This window comes from Ruegeria sp. G2 (genome assembly GCF_056533505.1).
Genome location: NZ_JBQFON010000010.1, coordinates 141,609 through 157,292, shown reverse-complemented (window position 1 = coordinate 157,292; position 15,684 = coordinate 141,609). Strand labels below are relative to the sequence as shown.

Genomic DNA, 15,684 nt, shown 5'->3' with positions numbered 1-15,684 from the left:
TCAATCAGCGCGCCAAACGCATCTTTTCTTCATTGCGGCAATCGCCTTACTGGCGTGTTTTGTCTTGAAGTAACCTTCGAACTTGCGTGTTCGTTTGGAATTGGTCGCCGTACCTTCAAAGAAAACTCTTTCTGAATTCAGTACTGCTGAAACGATTTTCTTATGATCAGACTTCGATACCGCCAAAGCCCATCCGTCGTCAGGGACCATCGGAAAGGTCTGAGAACCAGCTCGCAGAAGCAATCCATCCCATTGGCTAAATCGCTCCGCCGCATCTGCACGTAGCAATACCACTGGTTCACCATTTGTATCGATCATCAGCAACATCTGTCGCGTGGGTTTACCGGTGAATTTGGTAGCCATCCAGCAATAGTCACCATCCTCAAAAACACCCCAAACTCCTTTAGAATTGCCAGTAGTAAAAGTCTGGGCAAATAGCGCCCCGGGAGCCAGAAAAACTACAGCGCATAGTATTCGCAATACAAAAGGCTTCATAAAATTTACTTGTAGCTCAAATTGAATATGGGCCCTAGGTTACATATTGCCGATGTTACTTGCGATCTAAGCATGTGCAGTATTTCAAACTTCACGAGCATGCGGCAGCGGCCTAACCGCATCACCCAATGCCACCCGCCCGGGCCGCACCACCTCGGCGCACCAGCCGCCATGTCCGCGCACGGCAGAATAACCGCCTGTGCCCAACGCCTCTTCCATCCGGCTACAGGGCGCGCAGATCACACTAAAGCGCAAAATGGCTTGCCCCACCTGCACTTCCCGCCCCTTGAACGCCGCCAGATTGATCCCCGAAACCACCAGATTACGCCGCAAGATTTCAGGCGCCACGGGTTCTTGCCCCAGATAAGACCCAATCGCCGCCAGATGCTCCTGCTGGATCAACGTCACCGCCCGTTTGCCTGCTCGGGCGCGGTCACCGTCGAGTCCATCGTTTGAGATCCAATCCTCGTTGCGCCCATCCATTTCTACTCTGCGGCCAGAACGTACACCGATCCATGTCACCCGGCCCGGTTGCGCCCAACCGGCAATCAGTTCCGCAAGTTCTGTCAAAGCCTCACCACTCCATTTCGTCTGGGTCCTACCGGACCAAACGACCAAACAAAAATCACAATACCACCAGCTTGCCCCGCCCGCTCGCCTCGGATATCCAGCGTCCCAACTCAATTTCCCCGACCCAGAGGACGCGACATGGCCGCCTATCAATATGTCTACCACATGCAGGGTGTCTCAAAGACCTATCCCGGTGGCAAGAAGTGCTTTGAAAACATCCACCTGAGCTTTCTGCCCGGCGTGAAAATCGGCGTCGTCGGCGTCAACGGCGCGGGTAAGTCGACGCTGATGAAGATCATGGCCGGCCTCGACACCGATTTCACCGGTGAGGCTTGGGCCGCCGAGGGCGCCAAGGTCGGCTATCTGCCGCAAGAACCGCAGCTGGATGAATCGCTCACCGTGCGCGAAAACGTCATGCTGGGCGTGGCCGCGAAAAAGGCCAAGGTCGACCGCTTCAACGAAATCGCCATGGAGATCGCCGAGAACTACTCGGACGAGCTGATGGAGGAAATGACCACCCTGCAAGACGCCATCGACGCCGAGAACCTCTGGGACCTCGACAGCCAGATCGACGTCTCGATGGAGGCGCTGCGCTGCCCGCCGGACGATGCCAACATCGCCAACCTCTCGGGTGGTGAGAAACGCCGCGTGGCGCTGTGCAAGCTGCTGCTGGAAGCGCCCGACATGCTGCTGCTTGATGAACCGACCAACCACCTGGACGCCGAGACCATCGCCTGGCTGCAACAGCACCTGATCGACTACAAAGGCACCATCCTGATCGTCACCCACGACCGCTATTTCCTGGATGATATTACGGGATGGATCCTCGAACTCGACCGCGGTCGCGGCATTCCTTACGAGGGCAACTACTCCGCATGGCTGGAACAAAAGGCCAAACGGCTGGAGCAGGAAGCCCGCGAGGACAAGTCCAAGCAGAAGACCCTGCAGCGCGAGTTGGAATGGATGCGTCAGGGCCAGAAGGCCCGTCAGGCCAAATCCAAGGCCCGGATCAACGCCTATAACGAACTGGCAGACCAGTCTGAACGCGAAAAGCTGACCCGCGCCCAGATCGTCATCCCCAACGGCCAGCGCCTTGGCGGCAAGGTGATCGAGGTCGAGGGGCTGTCGAAACATATGGGCGACAAGCAACTGATCGAAGGGCTGGACTTCGCCCTGCCCCCCGGTGGCATCGTCGGCGTCATCGGCCCCAACGGTGCCGGTAAATCGACCCTGTTCAAGATGCTCACCGGTCAGGAACAACCCGACAGCGGCACCATCACGCTGGGCGACACGGTCGAGCTGTCCTATGTCGACCAGTCCCGCGATGACCTGAAAGACAACGACACCGTGTGGGAGGCGATCACCGGCGGGGCCGAGATCATCCAACTGGGTGACGCACAGGTCAATTCCCGCGCCTATTGCTCGTCCTTCAACTTCAAGGGCGGCGACCAGCAGAAGAAGGTCTCGCTGCTGTCAGGTGGTGAACGTAACCGCGTCCACATGGCCCGCCTGCTGAAAGAGGGCGGCAACGTCCTGCTGCTCGACGAACCGACCAACGATCTCGACGTCGAAACCCTGCGCGCGCTGGAAGACGCGCTGGTCGATTTCGCCGGCTGCGCCGTTGTAATTTCCCACGACCGCTTCTTCCTCGACCGGATTTGCACGCATATTCTGGCCTTTGAGGGCGACGCGCATGTGGAGTGGTTTGAGGGCAACTTCGAGGATTACGAAGAAGACAAAAAGCGCCGTCTGGGACCGGATGCGCTGGAGCCCAAACGGTTGAAGCATAAGAAGTTTGCGCGGTAGCGTATAAGAGTGGAACGGCACAATAATTGTCGTTCCACTTTGCAAGGTGAGCTTAGAGGCTTCTCTGTAGTTCTTCTACAGCGCGATCGACAGCATTTTCGAATGCAGTAGTCGATGCGTAGTCGTCAAGGAATTTTGGTGCGAGGAGGCCATAGACGACACCACTACCTGTTTCAATTTCCTTTGGACGCAGTTGGCCATTGTCGAGAGCTTGCAACAGGCCGCTCGTTATCGCTCGGGACGGAGTCGATCCACCTACTTTTGCGGAAATGCTTGGAGCCAACATTTTTCTGCTCATATCTCGTACGGCTGCTTTAACGCCACTGAGCCCTTGCCTTATTTCCTTCAACTCTTCTGACAGATACTCCACTTCAGAAACTTGTTTTGTCTCTAAACCCGCAACTTCGAACTTACCAAAATGCTTCAGAAATGTCGTGTAGTCGGGTTTCTTCGCAGCATTGACAGTAGCCGTTATTTTATTCGCCAAGTCGACTTTGAATTGCTGGATTGCTGAATAACGAAGGTCTCTGGGGTATTCTAAATGTTCAATCGGAGATGTATCGAAACTATATGTAGTTTTGTTGTCTTTTAGTACGATTGCCGGCTTATCAAATGCGAGCCTGAGCCCCAATTCGAACATGACATTCGCATTCTTTGCGCTCACATCGCATACAACAATTTCGCAATCATAGAGGTTTTGAACAATCCTCTGCTGGATCACGCCTACATCGTCCGACTGACTGACTAAGCGGGCTTCGTAACCTGCGTTCCGCGCGGCTTCCTCAATAATCGAACGCACATCTTTCCAATGTGCTGCAGAACACTCATCAATTTCCGAAATTGGCATAACGATACCGCAAACTGGTGGCACTTCACCTTTCACTTCGGTCGAGCTTGATTTGCCAGTGGTTTCATTTTTCTTTGTCATTAGTTACCTCAAAAATTATTCGCCCTGAAATTGCACACGATCATATCGATTTCCATTAAAAAGTGAGCAAGCGTAGGATGGGTGCTTGCACCCATCGCTCCTCAATTCTCCAATATCCCAACACAAAATTGATGGGTGAAATCACCCATCCTACGATTCCCCAAACGCCCCTTCGGTGACAACGCCGCTCCACTCCGGATCTACCCGGCCCGCGCGGATATCACGATGGATCGACGAATACGGCCAATTGGTTGGATGCTCCACCAACCCATGTTTGACCGGATTGCCCCAACAATATGCCATATGATTACGATAATCTCGTTCGTCGCGGATACAATGCTCCCAAAACCTGCGCTGCCAAATCCCGCGCTCCTGTTTGACAACCTTGGAATCGCTTCGCGGACCGAATTCTCCGACGGCTCGCACATATCGGCTTTTGATTAACCGCCACCGCGTCGAATAATCCGCATCCCTCGGCGGCAAGGTCCACACCGCGTGCAAATGATCCGGCAACACAACAAACGCATCGCACCAGAACGGCCGCTCCCTCTGGGTCACTGCAAAGGCGGCCCGCAAATGCGCCACCTCTCGCACCAGCAAATCCGACGACCGGTCGGCCAAAGACACGGTGAAAAAATACTTGCCTCCGGGAATGCGGACGCGTCGATAATCGCTCATGCTGTAACTTGATCATGACGAGGGTTAACGGATTCTGAATTCCGCTCCGACGCGCCAGATAAATAACTGGGCCTTATCAAAGCTCCGCAAACTAATAACCAAAACCATCGGCGGATTCTTGTACAAGTCGGACGATTGCCCCTCAAACCCCTGTACAAACCGTACAATCCGCCCTTGCCACACGGCCTGACCGATGCCATATCCAAGAGGCTTACGTTTTTCTATTTCGACCCACTGTCTCCTTCTACGGCGCTCAGTCACTCGATCCAGACTACGACGCCAGGCTGCCGCAACTCCGTGGGCAGCACCAAACAGGAGACAACGGATATGCCCGCAGGCACCGTAAAATGGTTCAACACCACCAAAGGCTACGGCTTTATCGCACCCGAAGATGGCGGCAAAGACATCTTCGTACACATCTCGGCTGTCGAGCGTTCGGGCCTCACCGGTCTGGCCGACAACCAGAAAGTCACGTACGAGCTGCGCGCTGGTCGTGATGGTCGCGAAAGCGCCGACAATATCGAACTGGCCTAAGCCGTTAAAAGGGCGGGATTTTTCCCGCCCATCCCATAAGCCCGCATTGAGTGTGTGGCAAAGGGAATACATCACAATCGGGTTATCCTTCCCCGGTGATTGACCAAATCGGCTATCATTCCAAAACTAGCGTTATGATTTCTTTGGTCATTTGAGGGATGTCACCATGTTCACACGCCGTGTTTTTCTGGCCGGTACTGCTGCCAGCCTGTTGCCGGGTGTTGCCAGCGCCAAGAAAGCGGTCGAGTATGATCCGACGCCGCAATTCGTGCGCATCAAAAAGCAATTTCAGCCCGGTCAGCTGCTGGTCGCGCCGCGATCCTTTTACCTTTATTATGTAACCGAGCCGCGCAAAGCGATCCGCTATGGCTGCGGCGTCGGCAAAGCCGGACTGGAGTTCACCGGATCGGCCACCATAGACGTCAAGAAAGAATGGCCGACCTGGCGACCCACCGAAGAGATGATTGAGCGGGACCCTGTCACCTATGCCAAGTTCAAAGACAATGATTATGTCCAGCCCGGCGGCGGAGACAATCCTCTGGGTGCGCGCGCGCTGTATCTGTTTCAGAACGGGGTGGACACGTATTTCCGCATTCACGGCACAACGCAGCCGCAGACCATCGGTCATGCAGTGTCAAATGGATGCATTCGGATGCTGAATGAGCATGTGATCGATCTGTATAACAGAGTTCCTATCGGCACGGTGGTCACAGTGGTCTAAGCCCCTGACCAATCGACGTCGTCAGCTTCTTCGATCATCAACCGACCTTCGGGCCAAGGGCGCGCCAAACTCTGCGCCTCGTCTTCAGACCCATGCAACCAGCGCTGAACGTCCCGCGCCTCTAGCAGCACTCCCATTCGGTGATGGATCGGCTTTACATCAGCATTGGGTTCGCATGTCACCGCTGCAACCTGATCCACGCGTAGCCCACCCGGGGCTTCCCAAGTGTCGGTGATCGCAGCAAATAGCAGTAGAGCCCCGTCTTTGGCGGCAATCCGCCAGGCCGTTTTGCGTCGCTTCTCACCGGTCCATTCGTACCAGCCATCCACCGGGATTATGGCGCGACCGACCCCTTCGAAGGCGCTCTTGTCAAAAACCGTCTCGGAGCGCGCGTTTACGATGGTCTCCATCACCGGTCGTCCACGCGCATTGACCCTGCCGACCGGGATAATCCCCCATCGCATGGCCTTTAACCCATCACCAGTCAGTACGACCACTTCTTGACCCGGCTGAATGTTTCTGCGTGCTGGCTGAGGCCCAAGACTGTCTTTCACATTCAGCAACCTCGCGATCTCGCCAATGGGTCGTGTGAGGAAAAACCGGCCGGGCATCGCGTACTCCTATTCGGCAACGCGCTCCGCAAGCGCCAAGACAAAGGGGCCCAGCGTATCAACGATCAGCGCGACGCCTTGGGCACTTGGATGGATACCATCAGATTGCATGAACTGGCGCGCGGCCGCCGGATCGCCTTTGGTTGTGAGCCCGTCAAAAAAGCTTTCCGCATAAAGTGCATCATATTGCTCTGCCAGCTCTGGATACATGGCGTCGAAACTCTGCTTGTAATCGGCTCCGTAATTACCAGGCGCCTGCATTCCAATTATTAGTACCTCGACATCCGCGGTCTCTGCAGCACGCAGTATTGTCTCGAGGTTTGATCGGGCAACGCTCGGATCGATGCCACGCAACAGATCATTGCCGCCAAGTGCAACAATCATGCCGTCGACCTCTGGTGTCAGGGTCCAGTCAACTCGGGCGGCGCCCCCTGCGGTCGTATCCCCGGAAACACCGGCGTTGATCAACCGAACCTCCGCACCTTCTTCCTGAAGCCAACGCTGCAGTTGCGGCACGAACCCGTCTTGTTCCGGCAGCCCATATCCTTGTGTTAGGGAATCTCCGAGCGCAGCAATCACAACTGGCTCTGCCATCGCTGCAATTCCGCAACAGATGAACGCGCCTGAGATCAAACCCTTGTGTAGCTTCTGTTTCACGCCATATCCCAATGGACTGTACCCCTCTCGATGGCCTGATCAATGACGACACCTGTTCTTACGCTCCAAGATGCCGCATTATCGCTGGATGGCAATGCCGGAAGGGTGGATATTCTGCACGACATCTCTCTGTCTGTGAAACAGGGCGAGACGCTGGGGTTGGTCGGCCCTTCCGGTTCAGGGAAATCCTCACTGCTAATGCTGATGGGCGGGTTGGAACAGGCGACCGACGGCCGCGTCACGGTATTGGGCCATGATCTGACGGAAATGAGTGAGGATGCACTTGCCCGGTTTCGTCGTGAATCAATGGGTGTGGTGTTTCAGAATTTTCACCTGATCCCGACGATGACCGCACTTGAGAACGTCGCCACCCCGCTCGAACTTGCAGGGCACAAGGATGCTTTCAAGCGCGCTGAGGCCGAGCTAGAGGCTGTGGGGCTGTCACATCGAAGCGATCACTACCCGGCGCAATTGTCAGGTGGCGAGCAGCAACGTGTGGCGCTGGCCCGCGCGTCGGCCCCACGCCCTAAGATTTTGCTGGCAGACGAACCCACAGGAAATCTGGACGAAGCCAACGGTGCGGCGATTATAGATCTGTTGTTCGGTCTACGCGACCGGCATGGTGCCACGCTGGTTCTGGTCACGCATAGCCACACGCTGGCGCAGAAATGCGACCGCGTCGTGCGGTTGCGGGATGGACGCATCGCTGAAGAGTCGCAGCGCGAGGCGGCCGAATGAGCCTGCGTCTGGCAGGACGACTGGCACGGCGCGAACTCCGCGGTGGGCTGCGTGGATTTCGGGTGTTTCTGGCTTGTCTGGCCTTGGGCGTTGCAGCGATTGCCGCGGTCGGCATGGTCCGCCAAGCAATCCAGACCGGCCTTCAGCAAGAGGGCGCATCGCTATTGGGCGGGGATGCGCAACTGGAATTCACCTATCGCTTTGCCAATGATCAGGAACGCGCGTGGATGGAAAAAACCGCACATGCGGTTTCAGAGGTTGTTGATTTTCGGTCTATGGCCGTAACGGGAAACGGGACGAACACGCAACGTGGGCTGACCCAGGTTAAGGCTGTGGATGACGCTTATCCGCTGTTAGGTTCGGCGATCCTTGAACCTGAACTTACTCTGACCGATGCCTTTGCAGGTGCCGATGGGCTGCCTGGTGCAGTCATGGCCCCCTCTCTGATTGACCGCCTAAACCTGATGGTTGGCGAGCAGTTTGAACTTGGCACGCAGAGATTTGTTCTGATGGCCTCGTTAGAGCACGAACCTGACGGCGCAGCTGATGGGTTCTCGCTTGGGCCGCGCACATTGGTCCGGACAAAAGATCTGCAGTCTTCGGGCCTGTTGGCGCCGGGCACTTTGTTTTCAACTAAGTACAGGTTGGACCTGCCTCAGGCTGCCGAATTGGATGCGCTGTCGCTGGAAGCGAAGCAGGCCTTCGAGGGGACCGGCATGCGCTGGACCGACGCTCGCAACGGTGCGCCGGGAATATCTGAATTCGTAGGCCGCCTCAGCGCGTTTCTGGTTCTGGTGGGCCTGTCGGGATTGGCCGTTGGCGGGATCGGGGTGTCTGCTGCCGTGCGAGCCTATCTTTCCCAAAAGACGGAGACGATTGCGACATTGCGCACGTTGGGCGCTGATCGGGCGACAATCTTTCAGACCTATATGATTCAGATCGCCGTTCTGTCGAGCATCGGTATTATCATGGGCTTGGTCCTGGGCGGGGTGCTGCCGCTGCTACTGGCCCCCGTAATCGAAACGCAATTGCCAATCCCCGCAGTCTTCTCGCTTTATCCGCAGCCACTGTTCGAGGCCGCACTTTATGGTGTGCTGACCGCGTTCCTGTTCACACTCTGGCCGCTGGCCAGAACCGAGGAGGTGCGCGCAGCAACCTTGTTTCGGGATGCGCTAACATCGGCGCGCAGTTTCCCGCGCCTGATCTATGTCGTTGCGACCGCTATTGGCTTGGCCGCACTGATCGGAGCCGCTGCATGGTTCAGTGGTTCAACCCGATTGACCCTCTGGACCAGCGCGGGGTTGGCCGGGGCGCTTACTTTGCTGGCCCTTTCTGCCTTTGCCATTCGCAAATTGGCCCGCGCGGGCGCCCCTTGGGCCAGAGGCCGCCCTGCCCTGCGGTGGGCCTTGTCCGCCATTTCTGACCTGCGCGAAGGGGCAGCGTCGGTGGTTCTGTCCCTTGGGCTCGGCCTGTCGGTCCTTGCAGCGGTGGGACAAATCGACGGCACCCTGCGCAATGCGATCTCGGGGAACCTGCCAGAAGTGGCACCCTCATATTTCTTCGTCGATATCCAGAAGGATCAGATGCTCGGGTTCAGCGAACGTCTCGACTCTGACCCCGCCGTCAGTCGGGTAGAAAGCGCTCCAATGCTGCGCGGGATCATTACCAAGATCAATGCACAACCCGCGCGAGAGATTGCAGGCGATCACTGGGTTCTGGAAGGTGACCGGGGTGTAACCTACTCCGCCCAGCCGCCGAAGAATGCCCGTGTGACAGACGGAGTTTGGTGGCCAGAGGATTACAGCGGCCCTCCACAAGTCAGCTTTGCCGCCGAAGAGGCTGCTGAGATGGGGCTTAAACTTGGGGATGAACTCACGGTCAATATCCTTGGCCGCGATATCACTGCTGAACTGACCTCATTACGCGAAGTTGATTTTTCGACCGCTGGAATGGGATTTGTCATGTCGATGAATCCCTCCGCGCTGGCGGGCGCGCCGCATAGCTTCATCGCAACGGTTTATGCCGAAGAGCAGGCCGAAGCCGCCATCCTGCGCGATCTGGCGGGGCAATATCCTAACATCACGGCGGTCCGCGTCCGCGATGCCATCGACCGGGTCTCTGGTTTGCTGGCGGGCCTGGCAGCAGCTACCTCGTATGGCGCAGGCGTGTCCCTGCTGACCGGTTTTCTGGTGTTGATCGGTGCTGCCGCCGCAGGAGAGCCAGCGCGCAGATATGAAGCGGCGATCCTCAAAACTCTGGGCGCGGACCGGGGCCGCATCCTGCGCAGTTTTGCCTTGCGAGCTATTCTGTTGGGAGCCGCTGCCGGATGTGTCGCCCTGTTGACCGGTATTTTGGGCGGCTGGGCCGTGGCCACATATATCTTCGATACAGATTTCGCGATTATCTGGTCATCCGCGCTCGGGATCGTTATCGCGGGCGTCGCGGTAACGCTTGGCGCGGGGATGCTCTTTGCGCTGCGCCCGCTTTCAGTGCGTCCGGCGCGCATTCTTCGCGCCAGTGACTAAGTTCAACGCACGCACGCGACGGGCTGTAGTATCTTCAGCAACTGGTCGTTGTCACAAACCAACGCATCAAGCGTGATTTCGTCTAAGGACGCATAAAACACCTCAGCCGCATCCTGCAGCGCCAATCGCAAGCGGCAGGCATCGGTCAGCGGGCATGTATTGTCTGCATCCGCAAAACACTCGGCAATCGGCAATCCACCTTCAACATGGCGGAACACAGACCCGACCCGGATCTGATCTGCCGAGCGGGCCAGCGTCATGCCGCCATTGCGGCCACGTTGGGTACTGAGATAATCCAACTGGCTAAGCTGGTTGATCACCTGCGCCAGATGGTTCTCGGAGATGTTGCAGACTTCTGCAATTTCAGCCTTAGTAACCAGCCGATCCTGATGCGCGGCACAATACATCAATACGCGCACCGCGATATTCGTCCGTTTGGTAATCCGCATGAGGGCCTCCCGAATCTCAAGATGAAGCCTTATTGCATGTTCTGTAAAAAGACTGTTTGACATACATCAATCGTCAAAGAAGGACACGACCCGCATGGCAGACCCCTATTTCTTCGGCTATGGCAGCCTCGTGAACCTGTCGACGCACGATTTTCCCGACCCGCGCCCAGCGCGTCTGAAGGGCTGGCGGAGGGCGTGGCGGCACACCGATCTGCGCCCGGTCGCCTTTCTGACCGCTGTGCCGGATCCCGCATCCGAGATCGACGGCATGATCGCTCACGTGCCCAAAAACGACTGGGCCGCGCTGGATGAACGGGAATGGGCCTATGAACGCGTGCCTGCCACGCGATCAGTCACCCATACGCTGACGCAAGAGGCAGAAATCGCCGTCTACGCCGTGCCCCATGACCGCCATACAGCGCCCAGCAACCACCATCCGCTGCTGCTGAGCTATATCGATGTCGTGGTGCAGGGGTACCTGAGGGCATTTGGATCAGACGGCGCTGATCGCTTCTTTGCCACAACCGATGGCTGGGACGCGCCGATTTTGAATGATCGTGCCGAACCGCGATATCCGCGTCGTCAGCAACTAAAGCCCACCGAGACGGAATTCGTGGACGACCGTCTGCAGCGCCTATCGGCCCGCGTATTGCAGACCGGAGAACAAAGAAAGGCAGGCGAACTGCCTGCCTCCTTCGTGTTTTAAGATACTCTCTGCGGATTACCCGCGCGCGCGGATCACCTGAAGCAGCGGCAGCAAGGTCGCCATCTCTGGCCCGCGCTCCATTCCGGTCAGCGCTTTGCGCAGCGGCATGAACAGGCCTTTGCCCTTACGGCCCGTGGCCTCTTTCACCGCCTTGGTCCAATTCCCCCAGGTATCCGCGTCGAACGGACCTTCGGGCAGCAGGGCCACCGCCTCTGCTATGAATTCACGATCTTCATCTGCGATCAGAGGTTCGGCCCCATCGCGGCAAAGATCCCACCAGCCATTGAGATCGCTCAAGGTGGTGATGTTTTCACGCGCCATGGTCCAGAATGGTTCTGCCAGTTCATCCGGAACACCCGCCTCTGCAACGGCATCCGCAACTTCGGCCAGAGGCAGCGATTGCAGGTGCTTCGCCGTCAGCGGGAACAGGTCCTGCAGGTCGAACTTGGTTGGTGCCGCGCCAAAACGGTTGATGTCGAACCCGTCGATCAGCTCGGACATCTCAGCACGCAGCTCAACCGGATCGGAGGAACCCAGACGCGCCATCAGGCTCAGCAGCGCCATTGGTTGGACGCCCTGCTCTCGCAGATCACGCAAGGCCAGTGTGCCAAGTCGTTTAGATAGGGCCTCGCCCTGCGGGCCTGTCAACAGAGAGTGATGCGCAAAGCGTGGGCAAGTGCCGCCCAATGCTTCGATGATCTGAATCTGCGTCGCTGTGTTGGTGACATGGTCCGAACCACGCACCACGTCGGTCACGCCCATCTCGGTATCATCGACCACGGACGCAATCGTATAGAGAACCTGACCATCACCCCGGATCAGCACCGGGTCGGATACCGAGGCGGCATCGATCGAGATGTCGCCCAAAATGCCATCGTTCCATTCGATACGCTCGTGGTTCAGTTTGAACCGCCAGACGCCATTGCCGCGCTCGGCGCGCAGCGCCTCTTTCTCGGTATCGCTGAGGTTCAGCGCGGCACGGTCGTAGACCGGCGGCTTGCCCATGTTCAGTTGTTTCTTGCGCTTGAGGTCAAGTTCGGTTGGCGTTTCAAACGCCTCATAGAACCGACCCATCGCGCGCAGCTTGTCCGCAGCCTCGGCATAACGGTCCAGCCGTTCCGACTGACGCTCGACCCGGTCCCAATGCAGGCCAAGCCACTCCAGATCTTGTTTGATCGCATCGACATATTCTTCCTTCGACCGCTCGGGATCGGTGTCATCGATACGCAGGATGAACGTACCGCCTGCTTTGCGGGCGATCAGATAATTCATCAGGGCGGTGCGCAGGTTGCCCACATGGATGTAACCGGTGGGCGACGGGGCGAAACGGGTCGTGGTCATGGAAGTCTCCTGTTGGCGCGGCTCATGTCACATGGGCGCGTTTTTGTCCAGAAGAGGCTTTCAGGTCGGCTCTACCGGCCACATACCATCCAGATGTTCGAGCCCAGCCTTGATGAGCTCACGAAGCACGTCGAGATCGATGTCTGACAACTTGTTCGCGTAGAGGCAGGATTTCCCCAGCTTGTGTTTACCCAGTCGAGACAGGATATTTCCGAAATCAGCATAACCCGGCATGATGTAGATGGAATGCGCAGCCTTGCGCGGAGAGAACCCGGTCGCCAAAAAATCGCCTTCCCGCCCGGAAGCATAGCGATAGTGATATCGGCCATAGCCAATGATCGACGGACCCCACATCACTGGGGCAAACCCGGTGGTATCCTGAAAGAGCCTGTCCAGCACTTGCGCCTCGTCCGCCTTACGCAGCGGCTGAACGGTCGCCAGAAATTCAGCAATATTTTGCCCGGTGGGCATTGTTTTGTTCTCAGATCGCGGCATGAACAAAAATTAACACGTAATTTTCATCCATGCAGCCCATGTATTGGGTCTATAACTGGCAAGAGAAACGCTCTGACCTATTTCTACTACTGGCGTTCTGACAGGGAGACTTAGATATGACGATCAAATTGACTCGCAGGGCTGCTCTGAGTGCCGCTGCCGCATTGCCTTTTGCCTCTGCCGCGATGCCGGCTTTCGCAGCTGGTAAGCCGAGCAAAGCAAATTCGACCATCGCAAAATCATTCCAGTTGGGCGATTTCACAGTTACCACCCTGCTCGACGGCAGCGTGCCACGTGATGAGCCAAAGGCACTATTCGCAGCTGAAGTATCTGACGACGAATTTGCAGCAATCTCTGCGGAAAACTTCATTCCAACTGATGTTGCGCAATTCTTCTTTACTCCGACACTGGTCCATACCGGCTCTGAACTGGTGTTGTTCGACACAGGCTTGGGTCAAGGCGGTATCCAAGCCGCGCTGGCTGACGTAGAAGTCTCACCTGACCAAATTGATGTGGTCGTGATCACGCACATGCACCCCGACCATATCGGAGGCATGACAACGAATGACGCTCCGACATTTGCGAACGCCCGATTTGTAACCGCCGCGCCGGAATATAATTTCTGGTCTGCGATGGATGCGGGCAACCGCGTCGGAGATATGGTTGCAGCGAAGGTCACACCCCAAGCCGAAAAGATGACGTTCCTTGACGATGGTGGAGAGGTCACTTCGGGAATAACAGCGATGGCGGCTCACGGACATACGCCTGGTCACACGGTTTATCATCTGGAAAGCAATGGACAACGATTGGTTCTGACGGCCGATCTGGCAAATCACTACGTCTGGTCATTTGCGCGCCCGGAATGGCCCTTTAGCTTCGATATGGACGCTGCAGCGGCTACCGCGTCGCGTCGGAATGTGCTGGGTATGCTGGCCGCAGATAAAATACCCATGATCGGCTATCACATGCCTTTCCCAGCTGCCGGGTACGTTGAAACACGCGGCGAGGGGTTCCGGTTCGTACCGGTCAGCTATCAAATGATGGGCTAGGGCCTAATAACCAGGATCTGGCCGTACTTTTGAACCATCCGTGAAACGGGACAGGCGAAAGGCGGCTGGATCAACGCAGGGCGTGCTATCGGTGACAATATCCGCCATCAGCCGACCTGCGCCTGGCCCAATCCCAAAACCATGGCCGGAAAACCCGGTTGCGATATGCAAACCCGGGAATTCGTCTACCTTTGAGATAACTGGAATCGCATCCGGGGTCACATCGATCAGCCCGGCCCAGCTTTGGACGATCTCTGCCTCCTCAAGTATTGGCATCGCTTTGCAAGCGTTGGACCAGGCCTGTCGCAACACTTTTCGAGAGGGCTCGGGATCCAGCACCCGGCAGTGCTCAAACGGCGTCACATCGGTGGGCAGCCAAGTTCTGTCCTCTTTTGCCTCGACCATCCAGCGGCGCGACAGGCGAAACCGCAAGGAACGCCACTCTTGCCGAAACGCTGGCAAGAACTGAAGGCCGAGTCGAAAACTGTCAGGAACGATATCCACGGTATTCTCGTGCCCCGACGCTATCGTGTAGCCCCCATCCGCGCGTTTGCGAATGGCGAAATCATCACTCCAAAGCGATACCTCCGGCCCGGATTCTACCGGTGAGGTCCGCATGACTGTATTCAACACCTTGAGTTGGGGCAGAGCGATACCTGCGTTCCCCGCAAAAAGACGCGACCATGCCCCACCCGCCAACACCACCTGACTGCAACGAACTCGCCCACGTTCGGTGAAGACACCTGCAATCCGACCTGCCTCGAGATCGACGCTGCGCACTGCGCATTGTGTCATGATCGCGGCTCCACAATTGCGGGCCGCCTCGGCCATGGCGGGGGCCGCCCATTGCGGCTCAGCCCGTCCGTCTTGCGGCATGTAGAGCCCAGTCTGCGGTTTCATGGTGGAGTTTGGAAATAGTGAGGCCAACTCAGTGTGCGATACCATACGGGCACCCGTCTGCCGCCCTTCAACATGCTCCAACCACCGCGTCAGGTTACCGACGTCGCGCGTGCCCGATGCGCCAAATACGATCCCCGACTGAACATAGCCCGTGCTCCCCCCAAAGCGTTCATCCAACCCACGCCAGATGCGCAGAGCTTCCTGCATCAATGAGATCTCACGTGGGTCGCGCATCCCAAGCCGGACCCAACCCCAGTTACGCGAACTCTGTTCACCGGCGATCCGGCCCTTTTCGCACAACAGGACGGAAATGCCACGCTCAGCCAACTCCAGAGCGGTCGAGACACCAATTATTCCGCCACCTATAACGACGACATCCACTGATTTAGGAAGGGTAATATCAGATTCGACGGGAGTCGGAGAAGGACCTGGCATCAACCGCTCGGAAGTTGTTTATCGAAGCGGTATCCAGCCCGAGAAC

Annotated in this window: 17 protein-coding genes; 7 read left to right on the top strand and 10 right to left on the bottom strand. The window is 57.0% G+C overall.

Annotated features, from left to right (window positions below):
• Positions 1 to 495 (bottom strand): hypothetical protein, encoded by a 495-nt coding sequence (locus ACR0DU_RS17710; protein WP_480876279.1) that lies wholly within the window; start codon positions 493 to 495, stop codon positions 1 to 3.
• Between the two features lie 84 nt (positions 496 to 579).
• Entirely contained in the window at positions 580 to 1,065 is a 486-nt protein-coding gene (locus ACR0DU_RS17705; RefSeq protein ID WP_480876277.1) for an MOSC domain-containing protein, read from the bottom strand.
• Between the two features lie 138 nt (positions 1,066 to 1,203).
• Between ACR0DU_RS17705 and ettA the strand changes: the two genes are divergently transcribed.
• A complete protein-coding gene (ettA, locus tag ACR0DU_RS17700) occupies positions 1,204 to 2,871 on the top strand; it encodes an energy-dependent translational throttle protein EttA (RefSeq protein WP_170514038.1) in 1,668 nt (555 codons plus the stop codon).
• A gap of 52 nt (positions 2,872 to 2,923) precedes the next feature.
• Here ettA and ACR0DU_RS17695 read toward each other — a convergent pair whose 3' ends face one another.
• Together ACR0DU_RS17695 and ACR0DU_RS17690 are read right to left on the bottom strand one after the other, a co-directional pair.
• A complete protein-coding gene (locus ACR0DU_RS17695) occupies positions 2,924 to 3,799 on the bottom strand; it encodes a hypothetical protein (RefSeq protein ID WP_480876275.1) in 876 nt (291 codons plus the stop codon).
• Positions 3,800 to 3,949: 150 nt separating this feature from the next.
• Positions 3,950 to 4,477, bottom strand: a complete 528-nt coding sequence (locus ACR0DU_RS17690; protein ID WP_480876274.1) for an REP-associated tyrosine transposase — start codon at positions 4,475 to 4,477, stop codon at positions 3,950 to 3,952.
• Between the two features lie 327 nt (positions 4,478 to 4,804).
• On the opposite strand from ACR0DU_RS17690, the gene ACR0DU_RS17685 reads away from it, so the two are divergent.
• Together ACR0DU_RS17685 and ACR0DU_RS17680 are read left to right on the top strand one after the other, a co-directional pair.
• Positions 4,805 to 5,011 (top strand): cold-shock protein, encoded by a 207-nt coding sequence (locus tag ACR0DU_RS17685; RefSeq protein WP_010442474.1) that lies wholly within the window; start codon positions 4,805 to 4,807, stop codon positions 5,009 to 5,011.
• 166 nt (positions 5,012 to 5,177) lie between these two features.
• The gene (locus ACR0DU_RS17680) at positions 5,178 to 5,732 is read left to right on the top strand and encodes a L,D-transpeptidase (RefSeq protein WP_010442475.1); all 555 of its coding nucleotides are present in this window, start codon (positions 5,178 to 5,180) and stop codon (positions 5,730 to 5,732) included.
• Here the strand turns inward: ACR0DU_RS17680 and ACR0DU_RS17675 are convergent.
• Positions 5,729 to 6,343, bottom strand: coding sequence for an SOS response-associated peptidase (locus ACR0DU_RS17675; protein ID WP_480876272.1), 615 nt, complete (start codon positions 6,341 to 6,343; stop codon positions 5,729 to 5,731). The two genes, ACR0DU_RS17680 and ACR0DU_RS17675, sit on opposite strands and share 4 nt — an antisense overlap.
• Positions 6,344 to 6,352: 9 nt before the next feature.
• Positions 6,353 to 7,012 carry an arylesterase gene (locus tag ACR0DU_RS17670; RefSeq protein WP_480876270.1) on the bottom strand — a complete coding sequence of 220 codons (660 nt, stop codon included), beginning with the start codon at positions 7,010 to 7,012 and terminating at the stop codon, positions 6,353 to 6,355.
• Positions 7,013 to 7,042: 30 nt separating this feature from the next.
• Between ACR0DU_RS17670 and ACR0DU_RS17665 the strand changes: the two genes are divergently transcribed.
• Together ACR0DU_RS17665 and ACR0DU_RS17660 are read left to right on the top strand one after the other, a co-directional pair.
• Entirely contained in the window at positions 7,043 to 7,738 is a 696-nt protein-coding gene (locus ACR0DU_RS17665) for an ABC transporter ATP-binding protein (protein ID WP_170544437.1), read from the top strand.
• Positions 7,735 to 10,263, top strand: coding sequence for an ABC transporter permease (locus ACR0DU_RS17660; protein WP_480876269.1), 2,529 nt, complete (start codon positions 7,735 to 7,737; stop codon positions 10,261 to 10,263). Before ACR0DU_RS17665 ends, ACR0DU_RS17660 begins: the two co-directional genes overlap by 4 nt.
• 2 nt (positions 10,264 to 10,265) lie before the next feature.
• Here ACR0DU_RS17660 and ACR0DU_RS17655 read toward each other — a convergent pair whose 3' ends face one another.
• Positions 10,266 to 10,712 carry an RrF2 family transcriptional regulator gene (locus tag ACR0DU_RS17655; protein ID WP_010442480.1) on the bottom strand — a complete coding sequence of 149 codons (447 nt, stop codon included), beginning with the start codon at positions 10,710 to 10,712 and terminating at the stop codon, positions 10,266 to 10,268.
• Positions 10,713 to 10,806: 94 nt separating this feature from the next.
• Here ACR0DU_RS17655 and ACR0DU_RS17650 point away from each other — a divergent pair, with 94 nt between their 5' ends.
• Positions 10,807 to 11,418: a gamma-glutamylcyclotransferase family protein gene (locus ACR0DU_RS17650; protein WP_480876268.1), complete on the top strand. Its 612-nt coding sequence runs from the start codon at positions 10,807 to 10,809 to the stop codon at positions 11,416 to 11,418.
• Between the two features lie 15 nt (positions 11,419 to 11,433).
• On the opposite strand, the gene gltX is transcribed toward ACR0DU_RS17650, so the two are convergent.
• Together gltX and ACR0DU_RS17640 are read right to left on the bottom strand one after the other, a co-directional pair.
• Positions 11,434 to 12,759: a glutamate--tRNA ligase gene (gene gltX / locus ACR0DU_RS17645; RefSeq protein WP_480876266.1), complete on the bottom strand. Its 1,326-nt coding sequence runs from the start codon at positions 12,757 to 12,759 to the stop codon at positions 11,434 to 11,436.
• A gap of 60 nt (positions 12,760 to 12,819) precedes the next feature.
• Positions 12,820 to 13,230 carry a DUF1801 domain-containing protein gene (locus ACR0DU_RS17640; RefSeq protein ID WP_480876265.1) on the bottom strand — a complete coding sequence of 137 codons (411 nt, stop codon included), beginning with the start codon at positions 13,228 to 13,230 and terminating at the stop codon, positions 12,820 to 12,822.
• Between the two features lie 140 nt (positions 13,231 to 13,370).
• Here ACR0DU_RS17640 and ACR0DU_RS17635 point away from each other — a divergent pair, with 140 nt between their 5' ends.
• A complete protein-coding gene (locus ACR0DU_RS17635; RefSeq protein ID WP_480607601.1) occupies positions 13,371 to 14,303 on the top strand; it encodes an MBL fold metallo-hydrolase in 933 nt (310 codons plus the stop codon).
• A 3-nt stretch (positions 14,304 to 14,306) separates the two neighbouring features.
• Here ACR0DU_RS17635 and ACR0DU_RS17630 read toward each other — a convergent pair whose 3' ends face one another.
• A complete protein-coding gene (locus tag ACR0DU_RS17630; protein ID WP_480876263.1) occupies positions 14,307 to 15,638 on the bottom strand; it encodes an NAD(P)/FAD-dependent oxidoreductase in 1,332 nt (443 codons plus the stop codon).
• Positions 15,639 to 15,684: the final 46 nt, after the last annotated feature.

Coding starts and splice junctions, on each gene's coding strand:
- ACR0DU_RS17655 (WP_010442480.1), bottom strand. CDS start 10,712: ATGCGGATTACCAAACGGACGAATATCGCGGTGCGCGTATTGATGTAT.
- ACR0DU_RS17685 (WP_010442474.1), top strand. CDS start 4,805: ATGCCCGCAGGCACCGTAAAATGGTTCAACACCACCAAAGGCTACGGC.
- gltX (WP_480876266.1), bottom strand. CDS start 12,759: ATGACCACGACCCGTTTCGCCCCGTCGCCCACCGGTTACATCCATGTG.
- ACR0DU_RS17690 (WP_480876274.1), bottom strand. CDS start 4,477: ATGAGCGATTATCGACGCGTCCGCATTCCCGGAGGCAAGTATTTTTTC.
- ACR0DU_RS17675 (WP_480876272.1), bottom strand. CDS start 6,343: ATGCCCGGCCGGTTTTTCCTCACACGACCCATTGGCGAGATCGCGAGG.
- ACR0DU_RS17680 (WP_010442475.1), top strand. CDS start 5,178: ATGTTCACACGCCGTGTTTTTCTGGCCGGTACTGCTGCCAGCCTGTTG.
- ACR0DU_RS17640 (WP_480876265.1), bottom strand. CDS start 13,230: ATGCCCACCGGGCAAAATATTGCTGAATTTCTGGCGACCGTTCAGCCG.
- ACR0DU_RS17630 (WP_480876263.1), bottom strand. CDS start 15,638: ATGCCAGGTCCTTCTCCGACTCCCGTCGAATCTGATATTACCCTTCCT.
- ACR0DU_RS17710 (WP_480876279.1), bottom strand. CDS start 495: ATGAAGCCTTTTGTATTGCGAATACTATGCGCTGTAGTTTTTCTGGCT.
- ACR0DU_RS17665 (WP_170544437.1), top strand. CDS start 7,043: ATGACGACACCTGTTCTTACGCTCCAAGATGCCGCATTATCGCTGGAT.
- ACR0DU_RS17695 (WP_480876275.1), bottom strand. CDS start 3,799: ATGACAAAGAAAAATGAAACCACTGGCAAATCAAGCTCGACCGAAGTG.
- ACR0DU_RS17650 (WP_480876268.1), top strand. CDS start 10,807: ATGGCAGACCCCTATTTCTTCGGCTATGGCAGCCTCGTGAACCTGTCG.
- ACR0DU_RS17635 (WP_480607601.1), top strand. CDS start 13,371: ATGACGATCAAATTGACTCGCAGGGCTGCTCTGAGTGCCGCTGCCGCA.
- ettA (WP_170514038.1), top strand. CDS start 1,204: ATGGCCGCCTATCAATATGTCTACCACATGCAGGGTGTCTCAAAGACC.
- ACR0DU_RS17660 (WP_480876269.1), top strand. CDS start 7,735: ATGAGCCTGCGTCTGGCAGGACGACTGGCACGGCGCGAACTCCGCGGT.